The sequence below is a fragment of the Parasedimentitalea denitrificans genome, assembly GCF_011813015.1.
Taxonomy (GTDB): Bacteria; Pseudomonadota; Alphaproteobacteria; order Rhodobacterales; family Rhodobacteraceae; genus Parasedimentitalea; species Parasedimentitalea denitrificans.
In genome coordinates this window covers 24,549-45,965 of sequence record NZ_QHLQ01000018.1, presented here as the reverse complement: position 1 = coordinate 45,965, position 21,417 = coordinate 24,549, and the positions used below count along the sequence as shown (strand labels likewise).

Sequence of the window (21,417 nt, the reverse complement as noted above, 5' to 3'; positions counted from 1 at the left end):
AAAAGGTTGCCCCTTGTTAGCTAGAACAGCAGTGCCAAAGCAACCGTCATAGCCAGAGCAATTCCCCAGACCTGCCAGAGTTTACTGGTGCAGGCGTCAATGTCGTAGGCGCTGATCGCTTTGTTCGCGGGTTCATTGACCCACGGGAAATCTCGCATTTGCCCGTCGTAGGAGCGGGGACCCGAAAGGGCGAGGCCAAGAGCGCGCGACATTGCGGCCTCGGGCCAGCCGGCGTTAGGTGACCGATGTTGGTGAGCATCGCTGATGATAGCGCGCCAGTGGCGCAACTGACCACTGCCAAGAGCGATCAGAAAGCCGGTCAGCCGGGCGGGGATCAGGTTGAGCAGATCATCCATACGGGCAGATGCTTTGCCGAACTCTTCGTATTGGTCATTGCGGTAGCCGATCATGCTGTCGGCGGTGTTGATCATCTTGTAGACCAGCAGCCCCGGTAGGCCTGCAACCAGAAACCAGAAAGAGGGGGCGATGATACCGTCCGAGAAATTCTCAGCTCCGCTTTCGATGGCGGAACGTGCGACTTGGGGGCTGGTCATGGTGGCGGTGTCACGGCTGACAATCATTGCCACGGCACGCTGACCATCTGGTAGAGATCGGCGCAGGCCGGTTGCGACGGCGGACAGGTGATCCACCAGCGAGCGTTGTGCGATCAGAATTGCCGCGCAGGTGATTTCGACGATTGGCCCAAAGAGCGAGAGCAGCCAGCCAAGGATCAGCCCGGCTGCGATCAGCGCGGCGGCGGTGATACCGCCCTTTATGCGGAGAGCGCTGCCGCTATTTAGGCTCTGATCCAGCGCATTTACCAGTTTCCCCATCAGGACCGCAGGGTGGGGCAGGCGGGACCAAAGCCATTTTGGTTCACCCAGCGCGGCATCCAGCAGCAAGGCCGCCACCAGCATGGCGGCGGTGCTCATAGGGCAGCCTCTAGCCGGTTCCAACCGTTAGAGGGTGGTAGGCCAAGGCGTAGGTAGGTTTTTGAGTAGGGGAAAACACGGCTGAGGATATGAGAGCGGGCAAGCCGATCGTGCCAAGCGGCGGCATCGTCGACCTCGTATAGGCGGAACAAAGGCGTGCCGCCGACCAATTGCCCCCCACGCGCCAGCACCAGCGCATCCAGTCGCTCGGCATCCTGCGTTAACCGCTTGCGGGTGGTGGTGGCCCAGGCGTCGTCCTGTAGGGCTTGTGCCCCGATTTGCAGTGCAGGGCCTGAAACCGCCCATGGCCCCTGCCATGTTTCCAGTTGGGCAATCAGATCTGGGTGGCCGATGGCAAATCCAAGCCGTAACCCGGCCAATCCCCAAAACTTGCCAAAGCTTTTCAGCACGATGACGCCGGGGTGGTCGGCCAATGAAATCAGGCTCTGTTCCGGGCAGATGTCGCAAAAGCTTTCGTCTATGACGGTTAGTGGAGCGGTGATGTCCTGCGCTGACCATAGCCGACCATCGGGGTTGTTAGGGTGAACGAGAACCCGCGCCTCGGCGGGGCCTGCATCGCTAACTGCCCAGCCGTGGGCGCGAAATCCGGCGGCGTGTTCATTGTATGTGGGTGGGGTAATTTGCACCGTTTTCGGGGACGCAAGCGCAGGTAAAGTAGCAATTAGAGCCGAAGCACCAGGTGCGGCGAGAATCGCTGCCCCTGCAGGCACCTGCCAAGTGATTCGGGCTGATTCGATTAGGTTCTTGTGTGCGTTGTGGTCTGGAAGCGCAGTCCATGCTTCGGGTTGTATGTTCTGTATGGGGAAAGATTCCGGGTTGATCCCCGTAGAAAGATCCAGCCAGTCGGATCGGGTGCCGCCATATAGCGTCACGGCGGCGTCAAGGCCTCCGCCGTGATCTCTTTGAGTTTGCGGTATTTTATTGGTTGAACTGGGCATGGCAACGCCTGACGAATACTGTTGAAGGTTCAGCCACTTTGAACATGGTTACGTGCATATGGTGCAAGACTGCGCATCAGGCAACCATACTTGGTGATCACCGTAAAATTTGGTAACATTATTTTAACGGTTACGAGTGGGAGAACCATTGTGTTAACGAGTGTGCCCGGTTGTTGTATGAGTGTTTTGATTGTTGAGAGTAGCTCGGATCTGGGGGTGCTTTGGAAGGGGCATCTGGAGCGACAAAGGGCTGAGGTTACATTGGTGCAGAGTCAAGAGGCTGCAATCATTGCCCTGACTGACGACGATTATGACATTATCGTTCTGGATCTGGTGATTGATGATGGCAGTGCGCTGGCCGTGTCTGATTTTGCCAGCTATCGCCGACCAAACGCGCGGGTGATTTTTGTCACCGACACCAGTTTCTTCTCAGATGGGTCGATCTTTGCCCATAGTCCCAACGCCTGTGCATTTGTGCAGAGCGGGACGCCGCCAGAGGATCTGGCGGCGATGGTCGAACATTATGCGGGGCACCACTAGGCCGCAGAACGTGCGCTTGTGCGCCCGTGAGGTGCGGTCCAGTCCAGTACCGGATTGGTCGGGATAATCCGATACGGATTAATGGTTTCGTGACTGTAGTGGTAGTGTCGCACGATATGCTGCATGCCAACTGTTTCAGCAACGCCGGGCCATTGGTACAGCTCGCGGGTGTAGGCCCAAAGGCTGGGGTAGTCGATCAGCCGCTTGCGATTGCACTTGAAATGCAGGTGATAGACGGAATCGAAGCGGACCAGAGTGGTGAACAGGCGCCAGTCGGCTTCGGTTAGTGTGTCACCCAGTAAATACCGGTGTTCGGACAGCAGGTCATCTAGCCATTCCAGAGTGTCGAAAAGCGGCTCTATTGCTGCGTCATAGGCCTCTTGTGTGGTGGCAAAACCGCATTTGTAGACGCCGTTGTTCAGCGTGCTGTAGATGCGAGCGTTGACGGCCTCGATCGGTTCGCGCAGTTCTTCGGGCCAATAGTCATCGGTATTGCCGGTGATGTCATTGAAAGCAGAGTTCAGCATCCGGATGATTTCGGAGCTTTCGTTCGACACGATGGCGTTGCGCTGTTTGTCCCATAGGATTGGAACCGTGACACGACCGGTAAAGTCCGCATCGGCGCGGGTGTAGACCTGATGCAGGTTTGAATAGCCAAACAGTGTGTCGCCTGTTGCGCCATGTTCGTCCGTTTCAAAGCCCCAGCCTTCGCCCAGCATATCAGGGTGCACGACTGAGACGCTGATGTGGTCCTGCAAGGATTTGAGTTGACGGAAGATCAGTGTGCGATGCGCCCAGGGGCAGGCCAGCGAGACATATAGATGGTAACGGCCGCTTTCAGCCTGGAACCCGTCATCACCAGAGGGGCCAGCCTGGCCGTCCGCTGTGATCCAGTTGCGATACTTGGCTTCGGTGCGTTTAAAGGCGCCGCCGGTGGTTTTAGTGTCATACCACTGGTCGTGCCATTTTCCGTCAATTAACAGTCCCATGTGGCTGCTCCTATTTGTGTTCTGGAGCAAAGATAGTGTGGACTGGCGAGCAGTCCTATCGCCGGATACGCGCAAGACCTCTGCGTTGGTGCACAAGCTTTGCTGCACGTGAGCCAATGGTGAAAAAGATGTATGGGATTGTCGAATTTTAAAAAAGTTCACTTGATTTTAGACTTTAGAAAAGCACTGTTAGATTCGGAACAGTAGAGGTTAGCCAGATGTCGACATACCTACCGAAAGAAGTTCAAGAAGGATTGGACGCCGCCCGTATCAAGGCGATGAAGAAGTCCAGCCGTCTGCGGGTTTGTGTCGAGGGCGAAGTCTATCGAGTATTGCGGATGTGGAAAGACGGCTTTGCCGTTGAAGATGGGGTTGTCCCGAACCTGCGCGGTTTGGTTGATATATATGACGGCACCAATCACCTGTATCAGTGTCTGATTGTAGGAACCGAGGCCGAGGGCGGTGAGATGCAATATGAGTTTAAACGCGCCACTGCGGTTGCGGATAAACCAGCGCTGGATTTCTATCTCGCGCCGGATGCTCCGGTAGCTTTGATCGGGAATGACGCGGCCTAAACGCATTTTGCAAATCGAATAGAAAAGGCCCCGAATGCGGGGCCTTTTTAGTGTCTAATAACGACTATGCCGTTGGCATGATTCGTCTGAAGTCGCTTACTGCAGATCCGAAAATGCGCGGGTCATGCGTTCGCAGGCTTCAATCACGCGGCTGCGCTGGGTGGCTAGGTTGAAGCGTTGGAACAATTCCCCACCTGCGCCAAATCCGGGGCCTTGGGAGACTGCGATCTTGGCGACGTCGCGGATGCGGGCTGCAACCTCGTCATGGGTCATGCCGGTGTCTTCAAAATCGACCCATGCCAGATAGGTGGATTTCAGCGGCAGTGACTTCAGGCCAGGGATTGCGTTGATCGCCTTGTCAAAGATCTCGCGGTTGCCTTCAAGGTAGGCAATCTGTGCGTCGACCCATTCGGCCCCTTCTGGCGAATAGGCGGCGGTGATCATGTTGATCGCCAAGCTGCCAGCGCCGTAGTCGAGCGTGGAGAGACGATGTTTCATCGCCTTGCGCAGTGTGTCGTCTGGGATGATCATGTTGCCGGTGCGTTGTCCCGCAATGTTGAACGTCTTGGAGGACGCGGTCAGCGTTACGGTCCGGTTGCGGGCGTCAGGGGCTGCGACGTCCATCGGGACAAAAGTGCTGCCGGGGTAGACAAGGTCGTGGTGGATCTCATCCGAAACCAAAATCAGATCATTGCGGGTGGCAAAGGCTGCGACCTCGCGCAGTTCTTCGGGTGTCCAGACGCGGCCTGAAGGGTTCTGTGGTGAACACCACAGCAGCAGTTTCTCGTTGCCGGTCAGACGGCTTTGGGCGTCATCGAGATCCAGAACGTAGGTGTCGCCTTCGCGTTTCAGCGGGCATTCGTTCAGCGTGCGTCCTGTCTTGGCGACCTTGGATGCGAACTCGTGGTAGACAGGCGAGAAAATGACCACACCGTCGCCGGGTTCGCTCCAGACATCCAAGCTTAGAGCGATGGCGTTGCCTAGCCCTTGCGAGGTGAGGATCCAGTCCTGCTCAATCTCCCAGTTGTGGCGGTTCTTCATCCACCATTGGACGGCGGCCAGATAATCGGGGTGATCCCACGAATAGCCAAAGACACCGTGATCGGCGGCCTTGTGGATAGCTTCGATGACGCAGGGGGCAGTGGCGTAGTCCGAATCTGCCGTCCACATTGCCAGACCGTCATCTGGGGAAACGCCGTATAGCATCTCCATCTTGTCCCATTTGGTGCTGTTGGTGCCGCGGCGGTCGATAGGGTCGTCAAAACTCATTCAGGTCACTCCTTTGCTTGGCGTGAAGCTACTGCTAATTTCGATAGGTGCAAGGGGGGCGTTGCGGAGGTTGAGGCAATGGCCTAAATCGGGGGCATGAAACGTAGTATCTTGATCCATCCCGACCCTCGCCTGAAGAAGGTTTGTGCGCCAGTGAGTGATATCACTGATGATCTGCGCAAGCTGGCTGATGACATGCTGGAAACCATGTATGACGCGCCAGGCATTGGCCTGGCGGCACCGCAGATCGGCATCATGGACCGGATTATCGCACTGGACTGTGTCAAAGAGGACGGTGAAGCTCCGCGCCCCTTGGTGATGTTCAACCCTGTTATCGTGGCCTCGTCGGATGAGACCAACGTGTACGAGGAAGGCTGCCTGTCGATCCCCGAGCAATATGCCGAGGTGACCCGGCCCAAGGTGGTAGACGTTGAATGGATGGATCGCGACGGCAATGCACAGCGTGAGACATTTGATGATCTGTGGGCGACCTGTGTGCAGCACGAGATTGATCACCTGCAAGGCAAGCTGTTCATCGATTACCTAAAGCCGCTGAAGCGCCAGATGATTACCCGCAAAATGCAAAAGCTGAAACGCGAGATGGCACGCAAGTGAGCATATTGCCGATTTTGATCTGGCCGGATGCCCGCCTGTCTCAGCGTTGTGATTCTGTGCAGGGTGAGGATCTGGATGATTTGATCGCGGATATGTTCGAGACGATGTACGCGGCCGAGGGTCGTGGAATGGCCGCTCCGCAGGTTGGTGTGATGAAGCGGCTGTTTGTGATGGATTGCACATGGAAAGAGGGAGAAAAATCGCCGATGGCCATGATCAACCCAACCATCATGGCAGCAGAACGTATCCCCGAGGTGGTCGAGGAAGGCTGCTTGTCCATCCCGGGTATCCTAGTGCCTGTTGAGCGACCCAAGGCGGTGACAGTGCAATGGACCGCGCCCGAGGGGGACATCCACATGGCTGACTTTGACGGGTTCGAGGCGCGCTGCATTCAGCACGAATTCGATCATCTGAACGGCGTTGTGACCTTTGACCATTTGCCAGCAGCGGAACGTAGCAAGGCCGAGGCCGAATTTCTGGAGAAACACTCATGACATCCCGTATTTGCCTGCCGTGGCCTGACAAGCGCCTGCGTACTCAGGCCGAGGAGGTGATAGAGGTCACCGATGAGATCCGCACCATCTGGAACGACATGGTGGATACCATGGAGGCGATGCCCGGTGTTGGACTTGGCGCGCCGCAGATCGGGGTGATGCAGCGGTTGGCTGTTGTGGATGGATCAAAAGAGCGGGGCAAGGCGGTGAAGATGGCCAACCCCGAGGTGTTGCATGCCTCGATCGAGCTACGCGAGCACGAAGAGGCCAGCCCGAACCTGCCCGGTGTGTCTGCCAAGATCAAACGGCCGCGTGCGGTGACAGTGCGGTTCTTGAATGAGGCGGGTGAGGTTGAAGAACGGGATTTTGTTGGCATCGAGGCGACCAGTGTGCAGCACCAGATTGATCATCTGAACGGCAAGATGTTTTTCGACAACCTGAGCAAGGTCAAACGTGACATGCTGTTGCGCAAGGCCAAGAAGTTGAACGGTTAAGAGCCAACTAGTCCGCCCCAAACAGAAGGCAGAGCAATGCGCGTCATATTTATGGGAACGCCCGAGTTTTCGGTTCCGGTTTTGGAAGCCTTAGTGGATGCCGGGCACGAGATTGCTGCGGTCTATTGTCAGCCACCACGCCCGGCTGGGCGAGGCAAGAAGGACCGGCCAACGCCTGTTCATGCCCGCGCGGTTGAGCTGGGGCTGGAGGTGCGGCACCCGGTGTCGTTGAAAACAGCGGAGGCGCAGGAAGAGTTTGCGGCGCTGGGCGCCGATGTGGCGGTGGTAGTGGCCTATGGGCTGATCCTGCCGCAGGTCATTCTGGATGCGCCCGCCAAGGGATGCCTGAATATTCACGCCAGCCTGTTGCCGCGCTGGCGCGGCGCGGCGCCTATTCACCGGGCGATCATGGCGGGCGATGATGAGACAGGGATTTGTATCATGCAGATGGAGGCCGGGTTGGACACTGGGCCTGTTCTGCTGCGCGAAGGCACGCCAATTGGCGAAGAGGAAACAACCGCGCAGTTGCATGACCGCCTGTCAGAGATGGGGGCCTCGTTGATTGTCACCGCGCTGCGCCACCTAGATGGGCTCTCGCCTGATGTGCAACCCGAGGATGGCGTGACCTATGCCGCCAAGATCGACAAGGCAGAAGCGCGGATCGACTGGAGCCGCCCGGCGGTTGAGGTGGACCGGCAGATTCGTGGGCTTTCTCCGTTTCCCGGGGCCTGGAGCGAACTTGGCGGGCAGCGGGTCAAGGTGCTCGCCTCGCGTCTGGCCAAAGGGCAGGGGACGCCGGGTGAAGTGTTGGACGAAAGCCTCACCATTGCTTGTGGTTCCGGTGCAGTTGAGTTGCTGCGCTTGCAACGGGCAGGCAAGGGCGCGCAGGATCGTGAAGTATTCTTGCGTGGGTTCCCAGTAACGCCGGGCGACAGTTTTTAAACGGAGAGCCGGATGTTTCTGACCTTGATGGGTACGGTGGTGATAGCCGGGATTGTTGGCTACGCGGCCGAGCGGTCCGGGTTCACCAGTAACGGCTATATTCCGTCGATCATCATCTGTGTTGGTGGCGCATTTCTGTTCTATTTCGTTCGGCTGATGTTTGGTATCGGGTTTCAAGCGGCGGGCTGGAATGCCATTGTATCGTCAATTGGGGCGCTAATCATTGTGCCCTTTCACTGGAAGAGGTGACGGATATGCCAATTATAGCGCTTATTATCATCGGTGCTGCGGCTGGATTTCTGGCGACGCGGTTGATGAAAATCGAAGCGAATGTGGTGACCACGGTGGTCATCGGCATGGCCGGGGCACTGATTGGCGGGCTGGTGTTGCGGTTCCTGCTGACAGTGATGGGGATGCTGGCCGGGTTTGTTGGTGCGGTGCTGGGGGCGCTGCTGCTGATCTGGTTGTGGCAGAATTATTTTCAAAAGTAGGCAGAGCCTTTTTAAACCGGTTGCCCGGCTGATAGGTTAAGCGCAGCCCTAGTTTTTTGGCGGACGGCTTTTGTAGACGGGCAAGTGCCAGCCAAACAGGATTGATCCAGCCCGCAATGCCCAGCAGACAATGGCGCATGCGATCAGAGCGGTGAGGTCGTGCAGGCCGAAGTCCTCGGCGATGCCTAATGCTTCTATTCCTACCGCGGTTATCGCTCCGGCCATGGCGCAGGTGATGTATAGTTCGCCCTGTTTCAGCACTAGCGGGACCTCGTTACAAACCACATCGCGCATCAGCCCGCCAAGCGAGCCGGTGGCCATTCCCATCAGGACCACAATGACGGGTGATTTGTCCAACTCCAATGCAGCGCCTGTACCGGCGGATACAGCTATGGCGAGGGCAAAGCTATCCAACCAGATCAGCAACGTCTGGCGGCTTTCAACGCGGTGAGCTGTGAAAAAGACAAGCACCGCAGCGCCGGTAGCGAGCAGAATGTAGGTTGGTTCGCCCACCCAGAACACCGGGTGCCGGTCCAGCAGCAGATCTCGGATGGTGCCGCCGCCGACGGCGGTCAGGCAGGCGACAAAGGCAAATCCGACGATATCCAGCTGGGCGCGACTGGCGACCAGCGCTCCGGTTAGGGCAAAGACCAAGACGGACGCGTAATCCAGCAGGGACAGAAGGCTCATGACAGTCTGCCCCTTCGTGGTTTCACGATTTGGATTTCTTGGGCTTGAACGGTTCCATACCTGCCCGGGCCAGTTCGTCAGCGCGCTCGTTCTCTTCGTGGCCGGCGTGACCCTTGATCCACTTCCATGTCACCTGATGGCGCAGCTGTGCTTCGTCAATGCGCTTCCACAGATCGACATTCTTGACCGGTTTCCTGGCAGAGGTCTTCCAACCGTTTTTCTTCCAGCCGAAGATCCAGCCGGTGACACCGTTTTTCACGTAGGCGGAATCGGTCACTACGGTCAGGGTCGAGGGGTGGCTTAGACACTCTAGCGCATTGATCGCAGCCAGTAGCTCCATCCGGTTGTTGGTGGTGTCGGGCTCGCCGCCTTTCAGCTCACGCTCTTTGGCAATTTTGCCGTCATCATCGAGGGCGCGCAGCAGCACGCCCCATCCACCGGGACCGGGATTACCGGAGCATGCTCCGTCGGTATATGCATATAAGTCAGCCATGCGCGGTCATTACTACGAAGGTATCGTCACTGCCAGCCAATCCTTTGCCATTTCCAAGTCTAGTACGGGTTACGGTGAACCCTGCATCGGTCAAAAGATCGCGCAGTTCTTGTTCACCGTAGTAGGCATAGAAGCGGCCTAGGTGGTCGCGGTGTTCGCCGGTGCCAATTTTCATGCCGATAGATAAACAGCCGCCAGACCGCAGGGCACAATGAATGCGCGCCAGATGGTTGGGGAAGTCGGCACGTGGCGCATGTAGCAGGCTGAAGTTGGCCCAGATGCCGTCATAGCGGTTCTGTGCTGTTAGGCCTTCGAAAGGGGCTGTTTGAACGTCGATGCCAAATTTGTCTTTCGCGAGCTGTGCCATTTCGGGTGAGGCGTCCATAGCATCAACGGTCCGGCCCGTATCGCGTAAACGTGCGGCCCAGTGCCCTGGACCGCAGCCTAGATCAAGAACCCGACCATCGGCGGGGATGTTGTTTAGAAAGGCGTCAAAGTCGTCGTCTTGGTTTTCGCCATCCGTGTCGGCAAACTTGGCCGCGTATTCTTCTGCGGCCTTGGCGTAGACTTCCATGGTTTCGCAGTCTGTCATGGTTGTTCCACTTGCAGAGTGCGTTAGGCGCGTTCGATGGCCAGACGGGCGGCAAGACCGGCAAAGATGGCGGCGAAACCCCGGTTCAGCCAAGCCAGTACGCGTTCCGATCCCAGTACGTAGTCGCGGGCAGTGGCGGCGAATAACCCGTACATTACGAAAATAACAAAGGTTAGTGCCATGAACACCGATCCTAGCAGGGTCATTTCCATGGTGGCCGATGCAGGGTTGCCGCTGAGGAACGGTGGCAGCAGGGCGAGGAAGAAGATCGACAACTTGGGGTTCAGGATGTTGATTAGGGCGCCACGCTGGGCGATTTTCAGGCCGGACTGGGTGGTGGTTTTTGATGTGATCGCCAGTGCGCCGCCGGATTTCACCGCCTGCCAGGCAAGATACAGCAGGTAAAGGACGCCAGCGATTTTGACGACTTGGAACAGAACAGCAGAGCTGTGCAGGACAGCGGCCAGACCAAGGGTGGCAGCTGCCAGATGCGGAATAATGCCAACCGTGCATCCCAATGCAGCCCAGAACGCTGCCTGACGCCCCTGACCCAGCCCAAGCGCCAGCGTGTAGATAACGCCGGTTCCGGGAGCCAGAACAACGACAAATGCGGTCAGCAGGAAATGCAGGGAAATCATCAAATGGCCTCGGGTATGGGTTATCAATTCCCAAGGCCTAACACGAAGTTGAGTGTTTGGCACAGGCTTGAAAAAGGCCTGTGACGAGCCTAGGCCGGTTGACGCAGCACACGGGGGACTTTGAATTCGATGTCCTCTATGGCGGTTTCCACCACTTCGACGGTGACGTCATAGCGGCTGCGGAAGGCATCGATCACCTCGTTCACCAGCAGTTCAGGGGCCGAGGCGCCGGCGGTGATGGCAATGCTGCGAATGCCATCAAGGGCGCGCCAGTCGATGTTTTCAGCCCGCTGCACCAGTTGTGAGTATTTGCATCCGGCCTTGGCTCCGACCTCAACCAAGCGTCGCGAGTTCGAGGAGTTTGGCGCACCGACCACTAGCAGGGCATCGCTTTTTGGGGCCACCGCTTTGACCGCAAGCTGGCGGTTGGTGGTGGCATAACAGATGTCTTCCTTGTGGGGCCCGATGATAGCGGGGAACCGGGTGTGTAAGGCGGCCACGATGTCCTTGGTGTCATCGACCGATAGGGTGGTCTGGGTGACAAAAGCCAGTTGCTCTGGATTGCGCACCTCGACAGTGGCGACATCGTCTACCGTTTCCACTAGCAAAACCTCACCATCGGGAAGTTGGCCCATGGTGCCGACCGTTTCGGGGTGACCCTTGTGGCCGATCATGATCATCTGCAAGCCGGACGCTGCGTGGCGCTGGGCTTCGATATGTACTTTGGAGACCAGCGGGCAGGTCGCATCGACATAGACCATCTGGCGCAGTGTGGCTGCGGCGGGGACGGATTTCGGTACACCGTGGGCGGAGAATATTACTGGACGATCATCGGGGCAGTCCTCTAGCTCTTCGACAAAGATGGCCCCTTTGTCGCGTAGGCTGTCCACCACAAATTTGTTATGCACGATTTCGTGGCGCACATAGACAGGTGCGCCCCACTTCTCGATTGCCATTTCAACGATCTTGATCGCGCGGTCGACACCAGCGCAGAATCCGCGTGGAGCGGCAAGGTACAAAGTAAGGGCGGGTTTGGTCATTGGTGTCTCCTTGTGCCGTAGAGGTACGGCTTTCGCGACGTCAGGTCCATAGGGTGTGGTGATCGCGATTTTGTGACTAGAGCTTCCTGCGCGGGAAGGTGGCAGGGGGGGGGCGAAATACAGGTGAAAAAGGACCAGTGATGAAGATTATTTTCGTTGGCGCCGCAGTTGGCGCGGTTGCGGTTGCGGCATTGTTGTGGAGCCAAGGGATTGCCGTACAGGCAGCCGGGGTGCTTCCGTATCAGGATGAAGCTGCAGTGGCGCGCGGGTCAGAGGTCTATCAAGACTATTGTGCCAGCTGCCATGGGGGGCAGTTGCAGGGCGAGCCAAACTGGCGGGAACGCGATGCCGAAGGGTATCTGCCTGCGCCTCCGCATGATGCGACGGGCCATACCTGGCACCATGGCGATGCACAGTTGCTGGCGACGACCCTGAAAGGGACAGAGGCCCTGGTAGGGTCTGGCTATCGTAGTCGGATGCAGGGCTATGAGGATATTCTGAGCGAGCAGGATATTCTGGCGGTGTTGGCCTTTATCAAAAGCACATGGCCGCCAGAGGTGATTGAACGCCACAATGAGATCAACGCACAGGTTGGCGGGTAAAGCGGTACTTTGCGTGGGTGCACCAGCCAGAATATTGTCAGTTAAACAAAAACAGGCGCCGGATTCTCATCCGGCGCCTGTTTGGTTGTACCTCAGAATTCGTGAGGAATTTTACTTGCCGGCAAACGCAACATTGCGCTCTTCAGCTGGCATTTCGCGTGGAGGGCGTCCAATAACGTCCTTCAGCTCTTCGAGTTCGATGAAATTGTCGGCTTGACGACGCAGTTCATCCGAAATCATTGGTGGTTGGCTGCGAATGGTCGACACGACCGACACGCGAACACCTTGACGCTGCAAGCTGGCAACCAGCGGCCGGAAATCCCCATCCCCGGAAAACAGCACAATGTGATCAACGCGCGGAGCCAGTTCCATGGCATCCACAGATAGTTCGATATCCATGTTGCCCTTAACCTTACGGCGGCCCATGCTATCGGTGTATTCCTTGGCGGGTTTGGTCACCATGGTAAAACCATTGTAATGCAACCAGTCTACCAGCGGTCGGATCGGCGAATATTCATCGTTCTCAAGCAGCGCAGTGTAGTAGAATGCGCGCAGCATTTTGCCGCGGCGCATAAATTCCTGACGCAATAACTTGTAGTCGATATCAAAGCCGAGCGCCTTGGCTGCAGCATAAAGATTCGACCCGTCGATGAACAGCGCAAGCCGTTCGTCTTTGTAAAACATAATAATGTCCTTCCGGTATAAATCGCAATGTGCTGTATGTTCCGTGAGTGAATGCTTAAATCACACAATGCGAATGCATCTAATGTAAGTTATTTACCACCTGCTGCAAGTGGAATGAACATATGAAATGGGGTCAAAAATGACCGAATTCCGGTCAAAAGCGTTAATTGCCCTAGGCGGAAATTTGCCATCGGCGGCTGGAGAGCCGAAAAGCACCTTAGTCGCTGCGATTGCAGAGCTTTCGCGGCGTGGATTGTATGTGCAGTTACTTTCCCGATTCTTTCGGACGCCTTGTTTCCCAGCCGGTGCAGGGCCGGATTATGTCAATGCGGTAATTCAGGTGAAAACGGATATTCCGTCCGCGGATCTGTTGGCGATTCTACATGAAGTGGAAGCGAAGTTTGCACGGGTGCGGGATCAGCGATGGGGGATGCGGACGCTTGATCTGGATCTGATCGCGCGTGATGATCAGGTTTCACCGGATTTGAGGACGTATAAGCATTGGCAAAATCTACCGCCAGACGAACAAGTGCGCCAAGCTCCTAAGCAGTTGATATTGCCACATCCCCGTCTGCAGGATCGTGGTTTTGTATTGGTGCCGCTATGTGATATTGCGCCGAACTGGGTGCATCCGGTGCTTGGGGTGTCGGCAATGGAAATGCTGGCAGCTCTTCCAAAAGGTTCCGTTGCCGAGGTTCAACCGCTGTGATGCGGCAAAAGTGTTGTATTCAGCGCTTGTCAAGACAAAGATTCGGGCTTACATACCAGCTTTCTGGATCCTTACTCATTTGGAGAGTCGCTAATGGCCCGCGTAACGGTTGAAGACTGCGTTGATAAAGTTCCCAACCGCTTTGAGCTGGTGATGTTGGCTGCCCACCGTGCCCGCGAGATCGCGGCTGGTGCGCCGATCACTGTTGAGCGTGACAATGACAAGAATCCTGTCGTGTCCCTGCGTGAAATTGCTGACGAAACACAAAGCGCCGATTCGCTTCGTGAGCGTCTGATCGAAAGCAACCAAAGCCAGATCGAAGTCGACGAGCCCGAAGAAGATTCGATGGCTCTGTTGATGGGCGGCGAGGCTGACAAGCCGGCAGACGATGACATGTCCGAAGAAAAACTTCTTCGTGCGCTGATGGAAGCCCAAGGACAGGGCTAAGCCGCACACATAATTGAGGCTGCGGACCGGAAATGATTGCAACTGAAGATCTGATTGCGCTGGTCCGCAACTACAATCCCAAGACCAATGAAAAGCGTCTCGCCGAGGCTTTCGCCTATGGCGAAGAAATGCATTCGGGGCAGTTCCGACATTCAGGTGAACCCTATTTCACCCATCCGGTTGCAGTTGCGGCCATTCTGTCCGAACAGCGCCTGGATGATGCCACCATCATCACCGCTCTGTTGCATGACACAATCGAAGATACCAAGGCCAATTACGATGAGGTCTCGGAGCGGTTCGGCAAAGAGGTTGCTGAGCTGGTCGATGGTGTAACCAAGCTGACCAACCTGCAGCTATCCAGCCGGGAAACCAAGCAAGCCGAAAACTTTCGTAAGCTGTTCATGGCGATGTCCAAGGACCTGCGGGTCATTCTGGTCAAGCTGGCCGATCGGTTGCACAACATGCGAACCATCAAGGCGATGCGTCCGGATAAGCAGGCGCAAAAAGCGCGTGAGACGATGGACATTTATGCACCGCTGGCGGGCCGTATGGGGATGCAGTGGATGCGGGAAGAGCTGGAGGATCTGGCGTTTCGCGTTCTGAATCCCGAAGGCCGACAGTCGATCATCCGCCGCTTTATCACCCTGCAACGTGAAACCGGCGACGTGATCCACCGGATCACCGGCGACATGCGCAGTGAGCTAGAGAAGGCGGGTATTGAAGCCGAAGTGTTTGGTCGCGCTAAGAAACCCTATTCGATCTGGCGGAAGATGCAGGAAAAGGATCAGGGGTTTTCACGCCTGTCCGACATCTATGGTTTCCGCATCATTACCGCCACTGAAGAAGATAGCTATCGCACGCTGGGTGCTATTCACCAGCGCTGGCGGGCTGTGCCGGGACGGTTCAAAGATTATATCAGTCAGCCAAAAACAAACGGCTACCGATCGATTCACACCACGGTTTCTGGGCGCGACGGCAAGCGGGTCGAGGTGCAGATCCGTACCCGGCAGATGCACGACGTTGCTGAAACCGGCGTGGCTGCGCACTGGTCGTATCGTGATGGCGTGCGGACACAAAACCCGTTTGCGGTGGACCCAGCCAAATGGATCGCATCGCTGACTGAACAGTTTGATGCAGAAGAGGACCACGACGAGTTCCTCGAGGCGGTCAAGCTGGAGATGTATTCGGATCAGGTGTTCTGCTTTACGCCCAAAGGCGATGTGATCAAGCTGCCCAAAGGGGCGACACCGATTGATTATGCCTATGCGATCCACACTCGGATCGGCCATGCCTGTGTTGGTGCCAAGGTGGATGCCATTCGAGTGCCGCTGTGGACCCGGTTGCGCAATGGTCAGTCGGTCGACATCATCACCGCCGAAGGGCAGACGCCGCAGATCAGTTGGCTGGAAATCGCCACCACAGGTAAGGCGCGTACTGCCATCCGCCGTGCCTTGCGGGATGCAGACCGCGAACGGTTTGTGAAGCTGGGGCGCGAACTGGCGCGGTCGGCGTTTGAGCACGTTGGACGCAAGTCCACCGACAAGACTCTGGAAACTGCCGCGCGGGCACTGCGGTTGGGCAATGCGCATGAGTTGCTGGCACGCCTTGGGTCCGCTGAAATTACCGGTCATGATGTTGTGCAGGCGGTTTATCCGGATCTGGCCCCGGACACGGGGGATGAAATCTCTCCGCGGCGCGCGGTGATCGGTCTTGAACCGGGGCAGAGTTTTGAACGTGCGACCTGCTGCCAGCCGTTACCGGGTGAGCGAATCATCGGGATTACTTATCGGGGTCGCGGTGTGGTGGTTCATGCCGCAGATTGTGACCATCTTGGGAATTATGAAGACCAGCCAGAACGATGGGTGGACGTGCATTGGCATGATGGTACCCACCCTGCGGTATATGGCGTTACCCTTGGGCTAACCATTGGCAACGATGCCGGGGTGCTGGGACGAATTTGCACATTGATTGGCGAGAAAAAGGCCAATATCTCGGACTTGGAGTTTATTGATCGGAAACCAGACTTTTACCGTTTGGTGATAAATGTCGAGCTACGAGATGTTGAACAGCTGCACTCGCTGATACTAATGTTGGAAGCAGAAAGTGATGTCGCCGCAGTCGAGCGGCTGCGAGATCACCCTGTAAAAACCAGCACAAACTAGAAGCCCTAACGCTAAGTCGGGCCGTAACTTGGAAGGACGCAAACGTTGGTATTCAGGCGCCGTGACCGACGTTCTATGATTCGTGTGATTGCGGACTTCATCTGGCCACGTGGCGGATGGGCGCGGGCATTCCATTACGTGAAACACCGGGTGCGTCGGCTGCCCGATTCGCCTGAACGAATTGCGCGTGGAATTGCGGCTGGCGTATTTACCGCCTTTACCCCGTTCTACGGGCTGCACTTTGTTGTGGCGGTATTGGTGTCGCGTTTAATCAACGGCAATATCCTTGCCGCGCTGAGTGGGACCTTCTTTGGCAACCCACTGACCTATGTGCCAATTGGCGTGGCGTCGCTGCAGACCGGCCATTGGTTGTTGGGAACTGAATTTGACACTGAGGTAGACCACTCGCTGATTGGCAAGTTTTTTGGTGTCAGCAAGGATATATGGAATAATCTGGTAGCCCTGATTGCGGATCGCGAAGCTGACTGGCAGGGATTGCAGCTTTTCTACAACGAGGTGTTCCTGCCATATTTGATCGGCGGAGTGGTTCCAGGTCTGGTCGTAGCGACAGTTTGTTATGTCCTTAGCGTGCCGTTGATCAGAGTGTATCAGCAGCGCCGCCGCTCTAAGATCAAAGCCAAGTTCAAGGCGATCAAGGCGCGTGCAAAGGTGAAAAGCGGGATCCCCAAAACGCCAGTTTCAATGAAAGTCCCGTCGCACAAGGTACAGTAGAGTTTTTGCAGTTTGCTCTTTTTGCTCTGATGTCTAATGTCAGAGAAAATGGGCTTGTTAGGACTTGCAATTATGGCTGATAATTCTTTGCGATTAGGGCTGAACATCGATCATGTCGCGACGCTGCGCAATGCGCGGGGCGGGTCTAATCCTGACCCGGTTCGGGCTGCATTAATGGCGCAAGAAGCCGGTGTTGATGGCATCACCGCGCACCTGCGTGAGGACCGCCGCCATATGGTTGACGCAGACATTGAAAATCTGATGCAGGCGCTGACACTGCCGCTGAATTTTGAAATGGCAGCCACGGACGAGATGCAGAAGATTGCATTGCGTCATAAACCGCATGCGGTTTGCATTGTCCCGGAGAAGCGCGAGGAACGCACTACCGAGGGCGGGTTGGAAGTGGCGCGTGAACACAACAAGCTGGCTGATTTCATTGCGCCGCTGCGTGAGGCAGGTAGCCGCATATCGCTGTTTGTCGCCGCTGATATGAAACAGATCGAAGCCGCGCATCGGGTTGGCGCTGATATCATCGAGTTGCACGTGGGGGCCTATTGCGATGCCCACGCCGAAGGTGATTTCAAAACACGCGACGCCGAGTTTGAGAGCCTGCGCGAGATGTCCACCTATGCGCATTCTCTTGGGCTAGAGGTGCATGCGGGCCATGGATTGACCTATGACTGCGTTAAACCTATCGCGGCCTTTCCCGAGGTGTGCGAATTGAACATTGGCCATTTTCTGATTGGCGAAGCTGTGTTTCGTGGTCTGACTCCAGCGGTGCATGAAATGCGCCGTCTGATGGATGAGGCCAGAGAACTTTGAAGGCCCAGATTCTGACTGCCACCGCGGCTATTTGTTTGCTTGCAACATCAGGGGCGTCTCAGTCGATTCAGAGCTGTGATTGGGTCGCCTCGGCGGCCAATCTGGTTGAGCCTTGGTCGGAAACCAGCCGTACCTTTGCAAATGGTGATATCCGGGTGGCGGAGTTGGATACCGGTGGTGAACCTGCGTGCTGTTCTAGCCATTTGTTGATCCTGTCCCCAAATCCGGAATACGGTCAGGCTTGTCATGTGCTGTCTGACCAACCTGGCGTGGGGTTTAGCCGGGTTTTCTCCTCTGGGATTGAATCAAGTTATGATCCAGGTAAGGGGATACTGTTGCAAGTGTCTGTTGGTCGCTTTGACCCAGCCACCGGTTCTTCTGATTCCAACAATCCGATGCGCGTCCCCGTGCGGATCAACCAAGCGACTGGTGTGGTCAAGATTGAGATGCTGACCAAGTCTGGCAACGTCTTGAAAAAGAAAGCCAGCAACTGATCAATGGCAAACAACAGTTGAGTGAACCATGATCCTTGGTATCGGAACCGATCTTGCAAATATCGACCGGATCCAGCGAACGCTGGACCGGTTTGGGGATCGGTTCAAGAACCGGGTGTTCACTACCGTTGAACAGCGCAAAGCTGAGCGTCGTCTGGATGTGGCTGGTACCTATGCCAAACGTTGGGCGGCTAAAGAGGCATGTTCCAAGGCGCTAGGCACAGGATTGCGCATGGGAATCGCCTGGAAGGACATGGCAGTTAGCAATCTGCGTACCGGGCAACCGGTGATGCATGTTACCGGATGGGCGGCCGCGCGGTTAGAGGAGATGACGCCGCCGGGCCACGAAGCAGTGATTCACGTGACTTTGACCGATGATCACCCCTGGGCGCAGGCTTTTGTGGTGATAGAGGCGCGGGTGATTGCTGATCTTGACCGTAGGGATAGGGGCTAAGCTTGACTTACCCCCATCCGCGCCGCATGTAGCCTCGGACCTATTTTAGAACCGGAGAGCCTGATGGCGACCAAAGTCCAAGCGGGAAATTCGATCGTTGAAACGATCAAAACCATAGTCTACGCGTTGCTGATTGCTGGTGTTTTCCGCACCCTGTTCTTTCAGCCATTCTGGATCCCGTCAGGGTCGATGAAAGAAACCCTGCTGATCGGTGATTTTCTGTTCGTCAACAAGATGGCCTATGGCTATTCCTATGCGTCCTGTCCAAGCGTGAGAATGGCGCGTTTTGGGGTCGATATCGACGCCGAGGACATCTGCGGATTCCTGGATGGAGACAACACCCGACTGTTCGGCGGAACGCCTGAGCGTGGAGATGTGGCTGTGTTCCGGCACCCTGTGAACAATACTGACTTTATCAAGCGGCTGGTTGGTTTGCCTGGCGACAAAATTCAGGTCAAAGACGGTGTTCTGTATATCAACGATACAGCGGTTGCCCTAAAAGACGCCGGTGATTTCGAAGAAGTCATGGAACGCCAAGGCCCACAGGGGCGGTACCCGCGTTGCCACAATGACGGAGCCGTCGGTGAAGGTGGCATCTGTAAAAAGACGCGTCAGATTGCAACTCTGCCAAACGGTGTCGAGCATGCAATTCTGAACATCGGCAATCAGTCCACCGATCACACCGGCGTGTATCTGGTGCCCGAGGGGCATTACTTCTTCATGGGTGACAATCGCGACAACTCGACCGATAGCCGGGTGCCTCAGTCGGCGGGTGGCGTAGGGTTTGTGCCTTACGAAAACCTGATCGGCCGGGCGGATCGTATTATGTTCTCATCTGCGGGGCGTTCGATGTTGTACTTCTGGACGTGGCGCAGTGATCGTTTCTTCAAGGGGATCAAGTGAAGCTGTCAAAAGAAATGCGCGGCTTTCAGGATCGGATTGGGCACGAGTTTGCCCGGCCCGAACTGTTGGTGCGGGCGCTGACACATGCCTCTATTTCGTCACCGACACGCAGTGACAATCAGCGGCTAGAATTTCTGGGTGACCGGGTGCTGGGGCTGGTGATGGCAACAGCGCTGCTAGAGGATGACAAGTCGGCATCCGAGGGCCAGTTGGCGCCTCGTTTCAATGCTATGGTGCGCAAAGAAGCCTGTGCAGATGTGGCGCGCGAAATCGATCTGGGCGAAGTCCTGAAGCTGGGCCGGTCAGAGATGATGTCAGGCGGGCGACGCAAGCTGGCGCTGCTGGGTGATGCGATGGAGGCGGTGATTGCCGCTGTCTATAAGGATGCCGGGTTTGAGGCCGCACAGGCGATGATCCTGCGGCTTTGGGGTAATCGCATTACTTCGGTCGAGGCAGATGCTCGCGATGCGAAAACCTCGCTACAGGAACTGGTTCAGGCCAAGCGGCAAAAACCACCGGCGTATGAGCTGGTGTCACGGACTGGGCCGGATCATCAGCCGGTTTTCACAATAGCTGTGCGGTTGGACGATGGCGCCGAGGCGCAGGCCACTGCTGGATCAAAACGTCAGGCCGAACAGGCCGCAGCCACCGCGCTGCTTAGTAAGCTGGAGCAAAAACAATGAGTACTCGTGCCGGATTTGTGGCTCTGATTGGTGAACCGAACGCAGGCAAGTCGACGCTGCTGAATCGGATGGTTGGGGCCAAGGTGTCGATTGTGACCCATAAGGTGCAGACCACACGCGCGCGTATTCGTGGTGTTGCGATGGATGATCAAAGCCAGATCGTGTTTGTTGACACCCCCGGCCTGTTTGCGCCGCGTCGCCGGTTGGACCGGGCGATGGTTGCTGCTGCATGGGGCGGGGCTGCGGATGCTGATGTGATCGTACTGATGGTAGAGGCCCACCGCGGTATCACCGAAGGGGTTGAGAAGATCCTGGAAGGCCTGGCCGAGATCGGCGAAGGCCGCATTGTGACACTGGCGATCAACAAGATCGACAAGGTGGAAACTGAGGTTCTGTTGGGCTTGGCCCAAAAGCTGAATGAGCGCTATGCCTTTGCTGAGACCTTTATGATCTCTGCCGAACGTGGCCATGGGGTCGACGACCTGCGCAGCTGGCTGGCTGGAAAAGTACCCGAAGGCCCGTGGCTGTATCCCGAAGATCAGATTGCCGACCTGCCGTTGCGGATGATTGCCGCTGAGATGACCCGCGAAAAGCTGACGCTGCGGTTGCATCAGGAACTGCCCTACCAGATGACTGTTGAGACCGAAGGCTGGGAAGATCGCAAGGATGGATCGGTCAAGATCGATCAGGTGGTCTATGTGGTTCGTGATGGACACAAGGGCATTGTGCTGGGCAAAAACGGCGAAACGATCAAGTCGATTGGTCAGGCGTCGCGCACCGAATTGACTGAGTTTCTGGACCGCAAAGTGCACCTGTTTTTGCAGGTCAAAGTGCGGCCAAACTGGCAGGACGAGTCCGAGCGGTACTCTGAAATGGGGCTCGATTTCAAAGACGGGAACTAGGACTGTGATTGTATCGGGCGCATCAGGATCGGTGGCCGCCGAGGCTAATGTCGGATCTTTTTGCCCCCGA

The 21,417-nt window shown here is 56.4% G+C and carries 29 protein-coding genes; 19 read left to right on the top strand and 10 right to left on the bottom strand.

Translation table 11 applies throughout. The annotated features are described in order from the left end of the window. Window positions 1–20: 20 nt before the first annotated feature. Together cbiB and cobD are read right to left on the bottom strand one after the other, a co-directional pair. Window positions 21–932 (bottom strand): adenosylcobinamide-phosphate synthase CbiB, encoded by a 912-nt coding sequence (gene cbiB / locus DL239_RS16145; protein WP_167685140.1) that lies wholly within the window; start codon window positions 930–932, stop codon window positions 21–23. Then, window positions 929–1,891, bottom strand: a complete 963-nt coding sequence (gene cobD / locus DL239_RS16140; protein WP_167685139.1) for a threonine-phosphate decarboxylase CobD — start codon at window positions 1,889–1,891, stop codon at window positions 929–931. Before cobD ends, cbiB begins: the two co-directional genes overlap by 4 nt. 177 nt (window positions 1,892–2,068) lie before the next feature. Here cobD and DL239_RS16135 point away from each other — a divergent pair, with 177 nt between their 5' ends. After that, window positions 2,069–2,431 (top strand): response regulator transcription factor, encoded by a 363-nt coding sequence (locus DL239_RS16135; RefSeq protein ID WP_167685138.1) that lies wholly within the window; start codon window positions 2,069–2,071, stop codon window positions 2,429–2,431. Here DL239_RS16135 and DL239_RS16130 read toward each other — a convergent pair. Next, complete coding sequence (locus DL239_RS16130; RefSeq protein WP_167685137.1) at window positions 2,428–3,420, bottom strand: glutathione S-transferase family protein; 993 nt, start codon at window positions 3,418–3,420, stop codon at window positions 2,428–2,430. The genes DL239_RS16135 and DL239_RS16130 overlap by 4 nt on opposite strands. Window positions 3,421–3,638: 218 nt before the next feature. Between DL239_RS16130 and DL239_RS16125 the strand changes: the two genes are divergently transcribed. Beyond that, a complete protein-coding gene (locus DL239_RS16125) occupies window positions 3,639–3,995 on the top strand; it encodes a hypothetical protein (RefSeq protein WP_167685136.1) in 357 nt (118 codons plus the stop codon). 96 nt (window positions 3,996–4,091) lie between these two features. Here DL239_RS16125 and DL239_RS16120 read toward each other — a convergent pair whose 3' ends face one another. Beyond that, entirely contained in the window at window positions 4,092–5,264 is a 1,173-nt protein-coding gene (locus DL239_RS16120) for a MalY/PatB family protein (protein ID WP_167685135.1), read from the bottom strand. A gap of 96 nt (window positions 5,265–5,360) precedes the next feature. On the opposite strand from DL239_RS16120, the gene def (DL239_RS16115) reads away from it, so the two are divergent. The 6 genes from def (DL239_RS16115) to DL239_RS16090 are packed head-to-tail and all read left to right on the top strand — an operon-like array spanning window position 5,361 to window position 8,300. Beyond that, the gene (def, locus tag DL239_RS16115; RefSeq protein WP_167685134.1) at window positions 5,361–5,879 is read left to right on the top strand and encodes a peptide deformylase; all 519 of its coding nucleotides are present in this window, start codon (window positions 5,361–5,363) and stop codon (window positions 5,877–5,879) included. After that, window positions 5,876–6,373, top strand: coding sequence for a peptide deformylase (gene def, locus DL239_RS16110; RefSeq protein WP_167685133.1), 498 nt, complete (start codon window positions 5,876–5,878; stop codon window positions 6,371–6,373). The genes def (DL239_RS16115) and def (DL239_RS16110) overlap by 4 nt, the downstream gene beginning before the upstream one ends. Continuing rightward, the gene (gene def, locus DL239_RS16105) at window positions 6,370–6,867 is read left to right on the top strand and encodes a peptide deformylase (RefSeq protein WP_167685132.1); all 498 of its coding nucleotides are present in this window, start codon (window positions 6,370–6,372) and stop codon (window positions 6,865–6,867) included. The genes def (DL239_RS16110) and def (DL239_RS16105) overlap by 4 nt, the downstream gene beginning before the upstream one ends. 36 nt (window positions 6,868–6,903) lie before the next feature. Then, complete coding sequence (fmt, locus tag DL239_RS16100) at window positions 6,904–7,809, top strand: methionyl-tRNA formyltransferase (protein ID WP_167685131.1); 906 nt, start codon at window positions 6,904–6,906, stop codon at window positions 7,807–7,809. 12 nt (window positions 7,810–7,821) lie between these two features. Then, window positions 7,822–8,058 carry a hypothetical protein gene (locus DL239_RS16095; RefSeq protein WP_167685130.1) on the top strand — a complete coding sequence of 79 codons (237 nt, stop codon included), beginning with the start codon at window positions 7,822–7,824 and terminating at the stop codon, window positions 8,056–8,058. Window positions 8,059–8,063: 5 nt separating this feature from the next. Further along, window positions 8,064–8,300, top strand: a complete 237-nt coding sequence (locus DL239_RS16090; RefSeq protein ID WP_167685129.1) for a GlsB/YeaQ/YmgE family stress response membrane protein — start codon at window positions 8,064–8,066, stop codon at window positions 8,298–8,300. 48 nt (window positions 8,301–8,348) lie between these two features. On the opposite strand, the gene DL239_RS16085 is transcribed toward DL239_RS16090, so the two are convergent. The 5 genes from DL239_RS16085 to ispH all read right to left on the bottom strand — a co-directional run bounded on the left by DL239_RS16085 (window position 8,349) and on the right by ispH (window position 11,753). Beyond that, window positions 8,349–8,990, bottom strand: coding sequence for a trimeric intracellular cation channel family protein (locus tag DL239_RS16085; RefSeq protein ID WP_167685128.1), 642 nt, complete (start codon window positions 8,988–8,990; stop codon window positions 8,349–8,351). 22 nt (window positions 8,991–9,012) lie between these two features. Further along, window positions 9,013–9,483 carry a ribonuclease HI gene (rnhA, locus tag DL239_RS16080; RefSeq protein WP_167685127.1) on the bottom strand — a complete coding sequence of 157 codons (471 nt, stop codon included), beginning with the start codon at window positions 9,481–9,483 and terminating at the stop codon, window positions 9,013–9,015. After that, complete coding sequence (locus DL239_RS16075) at window positions 9,476–10,075, bottom strand: class I SAM-dependent methyltransferase (RefSeq protein ID WP_167685126.1); 600 nt, start codon at window positions 10,073–10,075, stop codon at window positions 9,476–9,478. Before DL239_RS16075 ends, rnhA begins: the two co-directional genes overlap by 8 nt. Window positions 10,076–10,098: 23 nt before the next feature. After that, a complete protein-coding gene (locus DL239_RS16070; RefSeq protein WP_167685125.1) occupies window positions 10,099–10,713 on the bottom strand; it encodes a LysE family translocator in 615 nt (204 codons plus the stop codon). Window positions 10,714–10,802: 89 nt separating this feature from the next. Next, the gene (gene ispH / locus DL239_RS16065; RefSeq protein ID WP_167685124.1) at window positions 10,803–11,753 is read right to left on the bottom strand and encodes a 4-hydroxy-3-methylbut-2-enyl diphosphate reductase; all 951 of its coding nucleotides are present in this window, start codon (window positions 11,751–11,753) and stop codon (window positions 10,803–10,805) included. A gap of 140 nt (window positions 11,754–11,893) precedes the next feature. Between ispH and DL239_RS16060 the strand changes: the two genes are divergently transcribed. Next, complete coding sequence (locus DL239_RS16060; RefSeq protein WP_167685123.1) at window positions 11,894–12,355, top strand: c-type cytochrome; 462 nt, start codon at window positions 11,894–11,896, stop codon at window positions 12,353–12,355. A 111-nt stretch (window positions 12,356–12,466) separates the two neighbouring features. Here DL239_RS16060 and DL239_RS16055 read toward each other — a convergent pair whose 3' ends face one another. Beyond that, a complete protein-coding gene (locus DL239_RS16055) occupies window positions 12,467–13,039 on the bottom strand; it encodes a LabA-like NYN domain-containing protein (RefSeq protein ID WP_167685122.1) in 573 nt (190 codons plus the stop codon). A gap of 139 nt (window positions 13,040–13,178) precedes the next feature. On the opposite strand from DL239_RS16055, the gene folK reads away from it, so the two are divergent. From folK to era, 10 genes are all read left to right on the top strand, one after another. After that, window positions 13,179–13,748, top strand: coding sequence for a 2-amino-4-hydroxy-6-hydroxymethyldihydropteridine diphosphokinase (gene folK / locus DL239_RS16050; RefSeq protein ID WP_167685121.1), 570 nt, complete (start codon window positions 13,179–13,181; stop codon window positions 13,746–13,748). A 93-nt stretch (window positions 13,749–13,841) separates the two neighbouring features. After that, window positions 13,842–14,195, top strand: coding sequence for a DNA-directed RNA polymerase subunit omega (gene rpoZ / locus DL239_RS16045; protein ID WP_167685120.1), 354 nt, complete (start codon window positions 13,842–13,844; stop codon window positions 14,193–14,195). A 32-nt stretch (window positions 14,196–14,227) separates the two neighbouring features. Further along, window positions 14,228–16,357 (top strand): RelA/SpoT family protein, encoded by a 2,130-nt coding sequence (locus DL239_RS16040; protein ID WP_167685119.1) that lies wholly within the window; start codon window positions 14,228–14,230, stop codon window positions 16,355–16,357. A gap of 45 nt (window positions 16,358–16,402) precedes the next feature. Continuing rightward, complete coding sequence (locus DL239_RS16035; RefSeq protein ID WP_167685118.1) at window positions 16,403–17,089, top strand: DUF2062 domain-containing protein; 687 nt, start codon at window positions 16,403–16,405, stop codon at window positions 17,087–17,089. A gap of 72 nt (window positions 17,090–17,161) precedes the next feature. After that, on the top strand, window positions 17,162–17,911 hold the full coding sequence (locus DL239_RS16030; RefSeq protein WP_167685117.1) for a pyridoxine 5'-phosphate synthase: 750 nt from the start codon (window positions 17,162–17,164) through the stop codon (window positions 17,909–17,911). Window positions 17,912–17,946: 35 nt separating this feature from the next. Then, on the top strand, window positions 17,947–18,405 hold the full coding sequence (locus tag DL239_RS16025) for a hypothetical protein (RefSeq protein ID WP_167685116.1): 459 nt from the start codon (window positions 17,947–17,949) through the stop codon (window positions 18,403–18,405). A gap of 28 nt (window positions 18,406–18,433) precedes the next feature. Next, entirely contained in the window at window positions 18,434–18,859 is a 426-nt protein-coding gene (acpS, locus tag DL239_RS16020) for a holo-ACP synthase (protein ID WP_167685115.1), read from the top strand. A 63-nt stretch (window positions 18,860–18,922) separates the two neighbouring features. Continuing rightward, window positions 18,923–19,762 carry a signal peptidase I gene (gene lepB / locus DL239_RS16015; RefSeq protein WP_167685114.1) on the top strand — a complete coding sequence of 280 codons (840 nt, stop codon included), beginning with the start codon at window positions 18,923–18,925 and terminating at the stop codon, window positions 19,760–19,762. Next, window positions 19,759–20,445, top strand: a complete 687-nt coding sequence (gene rnc / locus DL239_RS16010) for a ribonuclease III (RefSeq protein ID WP_167685113.1) — start codon at window positions 19,759–19,761, stop codon at window positions 20,443–20,445. The genes lepB and rnc overlap by 4 nt, the downstream gene beginning before the upstream one ends. Continuing rightward, a complete protein-coding gene (era, locus tag DL239_RS16005) occupies window positions 20,442–21,347 on the top strand; it encodes a GTPase Era (protein WP_167685112.1) in 906 nt (301 codons plus the stop codon). Before rnc ends, era begins: the two co-directional genes overlap by 4 nt. Window positions 21,348–21,417 lie beyond the last annotated feature (70 nt).